This window comes from Photorhabdus sp. HUG-39, from assembly GCF_963878365.1.
Classification (GTDB): domain Bacteria; phylum Pseudomonadota; class Gammaproteobacteria; order Enterobacterales; family Enterobacteriaceae; genus Photorhabdus; species Photorhabdus kayaii.
In genome coordinates, this window is the sequence record NZ_CAWNWY010000032.1 from 1 (window position 1) to 12,130 (window position 12,130).

The following is a 12,130-nucleotide window of genomic DNA, read 5'->3' on the forward strand; positions in this document are numbered from 1 at the left end:
ACTCAAAGAGCATCGTCGCATCGCCACCCGTTATGAAAAGACAGCAAGAAATTATATCGCTATGGTGAAATTAGGTTGTATCCGCTTATTTCTTAAGGTCATTATTTAATTGAGGGACACAACCTAGTACTACAGCCGTAGATATCAGAAAGTTGCATTTTCCTTGATGCTCACAACTCTGAGAAACCGCATGAATTAAGATTTTCTATGGGTGTCTTTTCTGTTGAAAAAAGTAAGTACGGCTGTAGTACTAGATTCAATAGATAATTCTTATTGAAAAAAATAAAGAAATTAACGACACAGGCGGGTGAAAATATCCTTTTGATTCTGGCAATAGAATCAAGGATTGCCAATACGATAATTTTCATTGATAATTATTATATGAGCACGGAAAAATGATGTAAGCTTTTACACCATACTGTTTTTCCAGAATGCGAGTAAATTAACTATAACAGATGATAGGAGGAAAGATGAAGGTATTAACTGTTATATTATTGATATTAATAACAAATGTTTCAGGTTGCGTCTCCAAAAAACATTCTTTTTCTATTGACTATAAAGCAAATGGCGAAACTTTTCATTTAACTCCATTATGTATAGAGGAAATTACCCCGAAAAAAGGGGATAATTACTATTCCATTTTCATTAAAGTAAAAAACAACTCTCATTGCAGTAAACCATTTAATCTCTTTATAAAGCAAAACGTAGGAAAAAAACTATCTGTTTTCTTTAATAATAAACCAATATTGAAAAACACCAATATAGTTACACCAATGCATGTCGAAAATGGCTTCTATCAGGCAATAAACTCAAATACAACATTTGAAGAAATAGTCAACTCTTTAAATTGATGAAAATCTATGGCTTTTTTCCCCGAAAAAAGCCATAGATTAATTAAATATTTTTTGTTAAATCATATTAATACTCAACAGTGATTATTTGCCCTTGTGAATGACTTTTAAAACGAATACGATCGACTCCCGCTCCATCATTACCTTGAATAGTATATGAACCAGGTCCCATCGTTCGCACGTTTTTTATGCCTGAGTTTGCTGCATATGCAATTTCAACATCAAAAGATGAAGGAGCTTGAGAAATCGTGTCGAAACTGACTGTATATGGATGAGGCCCTCCCGCATGTTCTAACAAATCAGCCCATGGTCCCCATGTTAGAGGCGGTGCCCAAGCTTGTCTTCTTGCCATGAAAATATCCTCTTACTTTAATCATAAAGTGGATTTGTATTTAAATGTCAATTTAATAACATATTCATCAAGTTAAATGAACACATGTTTCCAAGTTCATACCTGCTTGATTTATCAAGCGCGAAATTTGGATACCTTAATTTAATACATGATGTGCCCATGGCATAAAGATACCACGAAACAAAATAAAAAGAACTAAAATTTATTTATCTTATACAAAGCGGTGAGGAAATAAAATCGCAATTAATTTAAGTTCGATTTTTTCCAATACGCCCCGTTATAATTAGTAAAACATGAATATTATACACCAAGTTTTAATATCCCAATCACTTTAGCAAAATCATCAATAATACATGAATAATCATAACGGTCATATGCAAGATTATTAATTAATTTAAAATCACCTAATATCCTTAACCATTCACTTTCCCATAAGTGTATCTTCTGCTGAAAAAGGGAATTATTGAAATAGTTCTCAGCAAGATAGGTTTCTATTTAAGTCTTCTTTTATTAGTCATTTTTATACTTTTTTTACACATCCATTCACTCTTTTATCAGAATCTTTGCATCTCCTTCCCTAATCTTTATTCATCCAAGTTTTCAGGAGATAAGCAGTGAACATATTTTTCATTTCCGGCGCGTTATTAGTAGCCCTATTACTGGTTTATCTGATTTATGCGTTACTCCATGCGGAGGATTTTTAAATGGCCGCATCCGCTTTTTTATTGATCACCAGTTTTTTACTGATTCTATTGATGCTGGCAAAACCACTCGGAAACGTTATCGCCAACATGATCGACGGTAATATTCCTCGCGGGCTGACTAAAGCAGAATCTGGCCTTTGGCGTTGCTGTGGCTTACAAAAACCTGGCGGCACAGTCAAAGAAATGAACTGGTGGCAATATGCATTAGCTATCACTATTTTTAATCTAACCGGACTATTACTGCTATTCACGCTTTTAGTCACACAACACGCCCTCCCCCTTAATCCTGAACATTTCCCCGGGCTCAAATGGGACTTAGCGCTGAATACAGCCGTCAGCTTTATCACCAATACTGATTGGCAGGCATACAGTGGAGAAAACACACTAAGTTACTTTAGCCAAATGACAGGTCTAACCGTGCAGAACTTTCTTTCTGCCGCGACCGGTATTGCGGTGGCATTTGCGTTGATACGCGCATTTTCCCGTCATGGTGTCAACACCGTAGGAAATGCCTGGGTTGATATCACACGTATCACACTCTATCTGCTATTACCGCTGTCTATGATTATCACGCTCGTTTTTGTCAGTCAGGGTGTGATTCAGAATTTCGAACCGTATCAATTAGCCCATACCATTGAAGGCCAATCGCAATTGCTCCCGATGGGGCCGGTCGCCTCACAGGAAGCCATCAAGTTATTGGGAACCAATGGTGGTGGATTCTTTGGTGCCAGCTCATCACACCCCTTTGAAAATCCAACTGCTATCAGCAATTTCGTTCAGATACTGTCTATCTTCTTGATCCCTTGCGCCCTCTGTTTTGCTTTTGGGCAAGTGGTTAGCGATAACCGTCAAGGGCACGCTCTATTGTGGGCAATGAGCATCATCTTTGTCATTGCCACCGTAGGAGTCATGTATGCCGAACTGAAAGGGAATCCCCATTTCAGTTTGTTAGGAGTCAACAGTAATATCAATATGGAAGGTAAAGAGAATCGTTTTGGCATCCTCGCAACCTCAATTTATGCTGTAGTAACCACCGCAGCTTCCTGTGGGGCAGTCAATGCTATGCATGATTCTTTCACTGCACTTGGCGGCATGATCCCAATGTGGTTAATACAAATTGGCGAAGTCGTGTTTGGCGGAGTGGGTTCTGGTTTATATGGTATGTTACTGTTCGTTCTGCTGACCGTTTTTATCGCCGGTTTAATGATAGGTCGTGCGCCTGAATATCTCGGTAAAAAAATCGAAGTATTCGAGATAAAAATGGTAGCACTGGCGATTCTGGTTACCCCTACACTAGCTCTTTTAGGAACAGCACTTGCCATATCCACCGCCAGTGGACGCGCCGGTATTCTGAACCCCGGCGCTCACGGTTTCAGTGAAGTACTCTATGCCCTCTCCTCCGCTGCCAACAATAATGGCAGTGCTTTCGCGGGCCTCAATGCCAACAGTATGTTCTACAACCTGTTGCTAACCATCATCCTGTTTTTAGGTCGCTTTGGCATGATCCTACCAATACTTGCTATTGCCGGTTCTTTGGTCGTAAAAAAACGCCAGCCTGCCAGCAACGGTACACTGCCTACTTACAGCCCACTGTTTATCAGTCTATTGATTTTGACCATCATGTTAATCGGCGCGTTGACTTTTATTCCGGCTCTAATCCTTGGCCCGGTCATTGAACATTTACAAATCTGGCTAATGGCCCGGTAAGCGCCAAAGAGAGGAATACCATGACCAACAAGCAACAAACATTATTCGAACCCGTTTTGATTCGTAATGCCCTGATTGATTCAGTCAAAAAATGTCATCCGGCTGCACAATGGCGTAACCCAGTGATGTTTGTCGTCTATCTAGGCAGTGGGTTAACCACCATTTTATGGATTGCCATGTTAGCGGATCAATTCAAGGGAAATACGCTGTTCACCGGCAACATCGCCTTATGGCTATGGTTTACTGTTCTATTCGCTAATTTTGCCGAAGCACTGGCAGAAGGCAGAAGCAAAGCTCAGGCGGCTAGCCTTAAAGGGGTAAGAAAAACCAGTTGGGCAACTAAACTAAACTCAGCCAATCGTAGTGCAGCCAGAGAGAAAGTTCCTTCTGACAGCCTACGCAAAGGGGATATCGTCATTATTGAAGCGGGTGAAACCATCCCTTGCGATGGTGAAGTTATCGAAGGTGGCGCTTCCGTTGACGAAAGTGCAATCACCGGAGAATCTGCCCCCGTTATCCGCGAATCTGGCGGTGATTTTTCCTCTGTGACTGGCGGCACCCATGTACTATCTGACTGGCTGGTGGTCGAATGTTCAGTTAATCCCGGTGAAACTTTTCTTGACCGCATGATTTCAATGGTGGAAGGGGCTAAACGTCGTAAAACCCCAAACGAGATCGCACTGACTATCCTGTTGACGGCTCTGACAATTATCTTTCTATTGGTGTGTGTCACTCTGCTGCCATTTTCAATATTCAGCGTGGAGATTAACCATTCTGGCCAACCTATCACTGTCACGGTATTGATAGCATTATTAGTCTGCCTTATTCCTACCACGATTGGTGGTTTACTTTCCGCGATTGGTGTCGCAGGCATGAGCCGCATGCTAAGTGCCAATGTTATCGCCACCAGCGGACGAGCCGTTGAAGCAGCGGGTGATGTGGATGTGCTGCTACTGGATAAAACCGGCACTATCACCTTGGGAAATCGCCAAGCCTCTCAGTTTCTGCCCGTACCCGGCATAACGGAACAGCAGTTGGCGGATGCCGCCCAACTCTCTTCTTTGGCCGATGAAACACCGGAAGGCCGCAGCATTGTTATTCTGGCAAAACAGCGATTCAATCTGCGTGAACGTGATCTGCACTCACTGAATGCAACTTTTGTACCTTTCTCTGCCATGACTCGAATGAGTGGTGTTAATGTGGAAAACCGCATGATCCGCAAAGGCGCTGTCGATGCAATCCGCCGCCATATTGAAGCCAATCACGGAAAATTCCCTGAAGCCGTGGAAATTTTGGTACAGACCGTGGCGCGGAAAGGCGGTACTCCGCTGGTTGTCGCAGAAAATCAACAGGTACTGGGCGTTGTCGCGCTAAAAGATATCGTCAAAGGCGGCATTAAAGAGCGATTCAGTGAAATGCGCCGTATGGGAATCAAAACCGTTATGATTACCGGCGATAATCGTCTGACCGCGGCTGCGATTGCCGCAGAAGCTGGAGTTGATGACTTTCTGGCGGAAGCTACCCCCGAAGCCAAACTAGCCCTGATCCGCCAATATCAATCCGAAGGCCGTCTGGTTGCCATGACAGGTGATGGCACTAATGATGCCCCTGCTCTTGCTCAAGCCGATGTTGCCGTTGCTATGAATTCAGGCACTCAAGCAGCCAAAGAAGCCGGCAATATGGTGGATCTGGATTCCAACCCAACCAAACTGATTGAAGTTGTCCATATTGGTAAACAGATGTTGATGACACGCGGCTCTCTGACCACATTCAGTATCGCCAATGATATCGCAAAATATTTTGCCATTATCCCCGCGGCATTTGCCGTCACTTACCCACAATTAAATATCTTGAATATCATGCACCTGCACTCGCCTACTTCGGCGGTTTTATCGACCGTTATCTTTAATGCGCTCATTATTGTTTTCTTGATCCCACTAGCGCTAAAAGGCGTGAGCTACCGCCCAATGAATGCATCAGCGCTTTTACGCCGCAACCTGTGGATTTATGGTCTGGGTGGTCTGATAGCGCCTTTCATCGGCATCAAACTGATAGATCTGTTGCTGACTTTGCTGATACTTAAATAAAGGTGATGAAAATGATTTGGTTACGTTCTTCTGTTGTGTTGTTGATATTTCTGACACTGATTACCGGCGTAGCTTATCCATTGCTGGCAACAGGTCTGTCAGAACTGATGTTTCCTTATCAAGCCCAAGGTTCTATGGTTAAACAAGATGGTCAAACCGTTGGCTCTGAGCTGATTGGTCAACCCTTTACTAAAGCGATCTATTTTCAGGGTCGCCCTTCTGCTACCGTAGATTATCCCTATAACACCCTGTCCTCTGGCGGCAGTAATTTAGCGACTACCAACCCGATATTGGATGATGAAATCAAACGCAGAGTTGAACAACTGCGTCAATTTAATCGTCAACCTGATATACCTGTGCTGGTTGATCTGGTCACCGCATCCGCAAGCGGTCTTGATCCTCACATTTCACCCGCCGCCGCTGACTTTCAAGCACAGAGAGTCGCTGATGCACGCCATTTACCGATTAAAGTGATAAAACAATTAATCAGGGATAATATTGAGCCCCCCCCATCGGAATTCCTCGGTGAGCCCGTAATTAATGTGTTAAAACTTAATCTTGCCCTTGATAATTTACCAGAGAAAAAACAGTAAGGCTGAATATGGATCAACACGAACCACAGCGCCCTGACCCTGATGAATTACTGACACTGGTTAATGAGAAACAGCGCGGTAAATTAAAGATATTTTTCGGTGCCTGCGCTGGCGTCGGAAAAACCTATGCCATGTTGCAGGAAGCGCAAAGATTGCGTGCTCAAGGACTGGATGTGGTTATCGGCGTGGTAGAAACCCATGAGCGGCAAGGAACTGCCGCTTTACTTGATGGTCTGCCACAACTGCCACTGAAGCAGATCTACTACCGACGGCGCAAAATCAGCGTCTTTGATCTTGATGCTGCCATTGCCCGCCATCCGGCCATCATTTTAGTGGATGAGTTGGCATTCAGTAATCCTCACACCAACCGTCATCCCAAACGCTGGCAGGACGTTGAAGAGTTGCTTGAGGCTGGCATAGATGTACTGACTACCATCAATGTTCAGCATCTGGAAAGCCTCAATGATGTTGTGGGTGATATTACTGGTATCCAGGTCAGGGAAACCGTCCCTGATCATATCTTTGATCAGGCGAATGAAATTGTCTTAGTTGATTTGCCCCCAGATGATCTGCGCCAGCGGCTCCATGAAGGTAAGGTCTATATCCCTAGCCAGGCAGAACGCGCCATTGAACATTTTTTCCGCAAAGGTAATTTAATTGCATTACGAGAGCTCGCTTTGCGCCGGACGGCTGATCGCGTGGATGATCAAATGCGTGCTTTCCGCGACACACAAGGGCATGAACCGGTCTGGCATACCCGTGATAATCTTCTGCTGTGCATTGGTAATAGCTCAGGTAATGAAAAGCTCATCCGCACTGCCGCTCGCCTCGCAGCCCGATTAGGCTGTATCTGGCATGCCATCTATGTTGAAACCCCAAAACTGTACCAACTACCCGAAGGTAAACGGCGCACTATTTTAAAAGCACTCAGATTAGCGCATGAATTGGGGGCTGAAACCGCGACGCTGTCTGAGCCAAACAAAGAAAAAGCAGTATTACGTTATGCCAGAGAACATAACCTCGGCAAAATTCTGATAGGGCGTCGCTGTACCTCCAAACAGAAGCTGTTTGGCTGGCAATTGCGCCCAGGTTTTGCTGATCGATTAGGGAAACTAGGACCAGATTTGGATCTGGTGATTGTCGCATTAGAAGAGCGCAGCCGATGGGATAAAGAGCAGGACAACCGCACTGTCAGTGAAAAATGGCGAATACAGATTCAGGGCTGCCTGATCGCTATTGCGCTCTGTACACTTATTACCCTGTTCTCCCGAACATTCTTGCTGACCCTTGATAAAGCCAATCTTGTCACGCTTTATCTGCTTGGCGTCGTCATCATTGCGCTATTTTACGGACGCCAACCATCAATCTTTGCCGCTTTCATTAACGTCATCAGTTTCGATATCTTCTTTGTACAGCCTCATTGGTCTCTTGCTGTTACCGATATGCAGTACCTGCTGACCTTTACTGTCATGCTAATAGTCGGTGTCGTTGTCGGAAACCTCACCGCGGGAATGAGATATCAGGCGCGAATTGCCCGTTACCGCGAACAACGAACCCGCAATCTCTATGAAATGACCCGTGAACTGAGCCGGGCGCTGAATGAAGAAGATATTGCCCGCACCAGCTACCATTTTCTTACTAATGGTTTTCAGGCTAAAACCGGCCTCTTTTTACCCAACGAGGATGGCAACTTATATCAACTGACGACCAATAATGGCGGCCATATGCTGATTAATGATGCCATTGCAAAATGGAGTTTTGATAAAAATCTACCGGCTGGGGCGGGAACAGATACCTTACCTAGCGTACCTTACCAACTACAGCCTATCGCTACACCTTCTCAGACACTGGCTGTATTGGCGATTGAGCCATCCTATTTGCGCCAATTACTGATCCCTGAACAACAGCGATTGCTGCAAACATTTACCGGCCTGATCGCCAATGCACTGGAAAGATTGCAACTCTCACGCCGGGCAGAATCCGCTAAATTGGATACAGAGCGGGAACAGTTACGTAACTCGCTTCTGGCGGCCCTGTCTCACGATTTACGCACACCGCTGACAGTCCTATTTGGACAAGCGGAAATCCTGATGTTGGATTTATCTGCCGAAGGCTCTCCACATACCAAGCAGGTGAACCAGATTCGTCAACAAATTCTCAGCACTTCCCGTCTGGTTAATAACTTACTGGACATGGCGCGTATCCAATCGGGAGGCATTCAGCTCAATCTGGAATGGCAATCGCTAGAAGAGATCGTCGGCAGTACCTTACGTTCACTGGAATATGCACTCAACCGTCATCCCGTCGCGGTTTCCCTGCCATCCGATTTACTATTGCATTGTGATGCCAGTTTACTGGAGCGGGTATTTATCAACTTGTTGGAAAACGCAATCAAATATACCGATGAGCAAATACCACTAGGTATTAAAGCAACAACAGAAAAAAATCAAATTCATATTGAAGTTTGGGATGCAGGTAAAGGCATTCCGCCGGAACAAGAACAATTAATTTTCGATAAATTCTCCCGCGCTCGCAAAGAATCTGCTATTCCAGGAGTGGGCCTTGGATTAGCAATTTGCCGAGCAATTATTGAAATCCACCAAGGAAAGATTTGGGCAACCAATAACGAAAAAGGTGGAGCAAGTTTTCACTTTGTTCTACCGTTAGAGAAGCCCCCTGAAATTATTACTGAGGAGATGTGATTATTACCAACAATAACACCATTTTGATTATTGAAGATGAAAAAGAGATCCGACGCTTTGTTCGACTAGCTTTGGAAGGTGAAGGCTATCGCGTATTTGACAGTGATACGTTGAAATGGGGCCTAATTGAAGCGGGAACCCGCAAGCCTGACTTAATTATTCTTGATTTGGGCTTGCCGGATGGTGACGGTATTAACTTGATTCGTGATCTGCGCCAATGGAGCGCAATTCCCGTTATTGTTCTCTCTGCCCGCGATAAAGAAGCGGATAAAGTTGCGGCATTGGATGTCGGCGCAGATGATTATCTGAGTAAACCCTTTGGCATCAGTGAACTATTGGCAAGAGTCCGGGTTGCCTTACGCCGTTTTGCCAGAACCAATAAAGAAGAATCGATCGTTCATTTTTCTGATGTGGTTGTCGATCTGGTTAACCGCCGAATCACCAAAAACGATGAAGAACTGCATCTAACTCCGATTGAATTCCGGTTACTCGGTGAATTATTGGCGAATAGCGGCAAAGTACTCACCCAACGCCAATTACTCAACCAAGTTTGGGGCCCTAATTATGTTGAACACAACCATTATTTACGGATTTATATGGGGCATTTACGACAAAAATTAGAAACCGACCCAACCAGACCCAAACATTTATTGACTGAAACCGGCATTGGCTATCGGTTTATGCCTTAACTTGCTCCCGCCGCTAAGTCACAAGATTCTAGTTGCAGCAACTTGAGTTTGAAATATCGCAAACCTGCATTTATGTATTGCGTTTTTCGGTGCATATTAGCTGCTATTTACTGGTGCTCAAACTCACAATAACGACAACATTTGAACAAATATATAGATCGCGAGGTGGGAATATTTTAAATTAATAAAGGGGAAATAAATTCCCCCAAAGATAACGCTGTTTTCAGCGATTTCCAAATGGCTAAAACTCACCTATTCATATTTTTCATTTCCACCCAGCGCTATAGATAAGATAATGAACATTATCATCCTCAGTAGCGTTAGCTCTCTCACCTCTTTCATCTAAGACATCGTTATATCCATAAGGAAGTATCATGCTGGAACCACAACTGCTGCATAACAATTGAATGTCCTTTATCGCCTTCTCGGCGGAATATTTCGCTGGTAAGTAACACAAATATAAATATTGATTGGGTGAGATATAAATATCTTGAGGGATTTTAACCCAATCTCCCTCCGGACTTTTATCTCTTACAGTGATGAACTTTAATTCAGTGATACAATCCTTATTATCGATATTGGGATCATATTTTGCTTTATGCATAAAAAGACAAATATTACCCTTACTATTCAGATTTTCGTCTTTAGTGGATTTTAATCCAATATACCCTTCAGGAGGGGTGTTAGTATTATTGATTCCAATAATAATCTCATCAATATAATCCGCATGCACACGTCGTTTAGCAGACTCCGCCGGAGCCCAGACAGTTTCAAAATGCTTTTTAAGCTTGGCCTTTTGTGTTCTGTCTGAACACAGTTCCCAAATCCCCGTCAAGGGGTTGGAATCTGCAAAGTTAACTAATTCAGGGGCATTGGGCACACTGGCTTTCCAGTCTTCAAAGGCTTTTTTCGCTGCTGCTATTTCTTCTGCGGAAGGTTGATCTGCGCTTGTAGCGCCACCAAAAGGATCAAATCGAGATAAGTCACCGCCAATGGCGTGGGTTTTTATATTGGATGCTGAACGAAATTTCTTTATATCCTCCATAAATGAATTTCCTGTACGAGCAGAGAGACCGATAAATCCCGCAAATGAGGCTGCGGCAACCACATCAAAAGAGTTTGTTAGATTCGACGTATATTTGTTCGTAGATGATGAATATTGCGCACAGCCGCCCATGACCACACCACTCAGAAAGTGAGAACCCCAAGTATTAAATAGGTCATTCATATCCTCCTCAGTATCCGCCTTATCAAGGGCTGTTTTAACACTCTCTTTAAGAAACTCTTTTAGTGCTTCTGCTGAACTTTTAAGTATATAGAGATCATAAGTATACTGAATGCGGGAAAACGCATTTTCAAAATCCGTCAGACTATCCGTATCAAAATCGACTTTCAGTGAGGCACTAAAGAATAAATAGTTACCTTTAATGCGGCTTTTACTGGAAATATTGCTTTGATATGACTCAATAGATTCGCCTGATGCATTGGTATATTTTAAATCCCCGACACTATAACAATCGACATAATAGGGGACTTTTAGGGTTTTGCCGAGAATAGTGACCTTCTTGAAGTTATCTTCACTGGCATTGATTTTCCGCTCATCGAAAAGCGAATTCATACAACTTCCCACATTGCAATACTTACCAAAAACATCATAACTTGTGCCGATCATTTCAGCACCAGCTATAACAGTATCATCGAATAGGGACAATTTTCGAAAATAATTTCGGTCACGTATTTCGACATCTCTTTCGCTGTTTTCCTGTTCTAGTGATTTTCCTGTTTTATCGTTAGACATAATGGAACCTCATATTGATAGGGAATAAATTGACAATAGCTATCGCCACATTCTTGATGAGGGTTCAGAATTTCATACCTATAAAAAAGAATAGAGTAGAAGTGAGAAATATCAACAAAGTGATCATGAAAATAATGGCATATGTATCCTGAAATAGATGCCATGCAGCTCATCTAAAATATCAATTATTGTCGATGAGTTCATACTTTTCTATTTAAATTCATAGAGTAAAATTAGCATGGCATTTCTTTGTTCACTATTACCCTATTGAATATTCATAACTATACCCGTCATCTTTCAAGCTGCCTCTTTGTTGGCTGCACTCGCTCACCCCGGTCACATAGTTATCTATACCCGTCATCTTTCAAGCTGCTTCTTTGTTGGCTGCACTCGCTCACCCCGGTCACATAGTTATCTATGCTCCCAGGGATTCTCTCCCTTGCCGTCGCGATGCAACTTGAAATCTATTGGGTATATGCTCCCGGGGATTCTCTCCCTTGCCGTCGCGATCCATCTTGAAATCCATTGGGTATATTAACTTGTAAATGAAATCAATAGAAATAATTTTAAAAAACAACTAATACACGGGATATATGTTTCAGCGAACAGAGAACAAAAGATAGAGCCAGCTCAGCTATTGGCAAAGG

At 43.1% G+C, this 12,130-nt stretch carries 9 protein-coding genes and 1 pseudogene; 8 read left to right on the forward strand and 2 right to left on the reverse strand.

What is annotated here, in order from left to right:
- Both AAC155_RS18100 and AAC155_RS18105 read left to right on the forward strand, forming a co-directional pair.
- Positions 1-109, forward strand: a pseudogene (locus AAC155_RS18100) (IS5/IS1182 family transposase); the annotation flags it as partial.
- Between the two features lie 361 nt (positions 110-470).
- Positions 471-851, forward strand: a complete 381-nt coding sequence (locus tag AAC155_RS18105) for a hypothetical protein (RefSeq protein WP_113043621.1) — start codon at positions 471-473, stop codon at positions 849-851.
- 67 nt (positions 852-918) lie between these two features.
- Here AAC155_RS18105 and AAC155_RS18110 read toward each other — a convergent pair whose 3' ends face one another.
- Positions 919-1,203, reverse strand: a complete 285-nt coding sequence (locus AAC155_RS18110; protein ID WP_113043622.1) for a colicin Z C-terminal domain-related protein — start codon at positions 1,201-1,203, stop codon at positions 919-921.
- Positions 1,204-1,817: 614 nt separating this feature from the next.
- Between AAC155_RS18110 and kdpF the strand changes: the two genes are divergently transcribed.
- Genes kdpF through kdpE form a run of 6 tightly spaced genes read left to right on the forward strand, consistent with a single transcriptional unit; the run spans position 1,818 to position 9,685 of the window.
- A complete protein-coding gene (gene kdpF, locus AAC155_RS18115) occupies positions 1,818-1,907 on the forward strand; it encodes a K(+)-transporting ATPase subunit F (protein WP_113043623.1) in 90 nt (29 codons plus the stop codon).
- Positions 1,908-3,614 carry a potassium-transporting ATPase subunit KdpA gene (gene kdpA, locus AAC155_RS18120; RefSeq protein ID WP_113043624.1) on the forward strand — a complete coding sequence of 569 codons (1,707 nt, stop codon included), beginning with the start codon at positions 1,908-1,910 and terminating at the stop codon, positions 3,612-3,614.
- 20 nt (positions 3,615-3,634) lie between these two features.
- Positions 3,635-5,701, forward strand: a complete 2,067-nt coding sequence (gene kdpB / locus AAC155_RS18125; RefSeq protein WP_113043625.1) for a potassium-transporting ATPase subunit KdpB — start codon at positions 3,635-3,637, stop codon at positions 5,699-5,701.
- An 11-nt stretch (positions 5,702-5,712) separates the two neighbouring features.
- Positions 5,713-6,294 (forward strand): potassium-transporting ATPase subunit KdpC, encoded by a 582-nt coding sequence (kdpC, locus tag AAC155_RS18130; RefSeq protein ID WP_113043626.1) that lies wholly within the window; start codon positions 5,713-5,715, stop codon positions 6,292-6,294.
- Between the two features lie 8 nt (positions 6,295-6,302).
- The gene (gene kdpD / locus AAC155_RS18135; RefSeq protein WP_113043627.1) at positions 6,303-8,996 is read left to right on the forward strand and encodes a two-component system sensor histidine kinase KdpD; all 2,694 of its coding nucleotides are present in this window, start codon (positions 6,303-6,305) and stop codon (positions 8,994-8,996) included.
- On the forward strand, positions 8,993-9,685 hold the full coding sequence (gene kdpE, locus AAC155_RS18140; protein WP_191214880.1) for a two-component system response regulator KdpE: 693 nt from the start codon (positions 8,993-8,995) through the stop codon (positions 9,683-9,685). The genes kdpD and kdpE overlap by 4 nt, the downstream gene beginning before the upstream one ends.
- 265 nt (positions 9,686-9,950) lie before the next feature.
- Here the strand turns inward: kdpE and AAC155_RS18145 are convergent, their stop codons facing one another.
- On the reverse strand, positions 9,951-11,483 hold the full coding sequence (locus AAC155_RS18145) for an MAC/perforin domain-containing protein (protein WP_113043628.1): 1,533 nt from the start codon (positions 11,481-11,483) through the stop codon (positions 9,951-9,953).
- Positions 11,484-12,130 lie beyond the last annotated feature (647 nt).

What these genes read in the sequence shown, in the direction of transcription:
- AAC155_RS18105 (WP_113043621.1), top strand. Translation starts at nt 471, where the DNA reads ATGAAGGTATTAACTGTTATATTATTGATATTAATAACAAATGTTTCA.
- AAC155_RS18110 (WP_113043622.1), bottom strand. Translation starts at nt 1,203, where the DNA reads ATGGCAAGAAGACAAGCTTGGGCACCGCCTCTAACATGGGGACCATGG.
- kdpA (WP_113043624.1), top strand. Translation starts at nt 1,908, where the DNA reads ATGGCCGCATCCGCTTTTTTATTGATCACCAGTTTTTTACTGATTCTA.
- kdpB (WP_113043625.1), top strand. Translation starts at nt 3,635, where the DNA reads ATGACCAACAAGCAACAAACATTATTCGAACCCGTTTTGATTCGTAAT.
- kdpC (WP_113043626.1), top strand. Translation starts at nt 5,713, where the DNA reads ATGATTTGGTTACGTTCTTCTGTTGTGTTGTTGATATTTCTGACACTG.
- kdpD (WP_113043627.1), top strand. Translation starts at nt 6,303, where the DNA reads ATGGATCAACACGAACCACAGCGCCCTGACCCTGATGAATTACTGACA.
- AAC155_RS18145 (WP_113043628.1), bottom strand. Translation starts at nt 11,483, where the DNA reads ATGTCTAACGATAAAACAGGAAAATCACTAGAACAGGAAAACAGCGAA.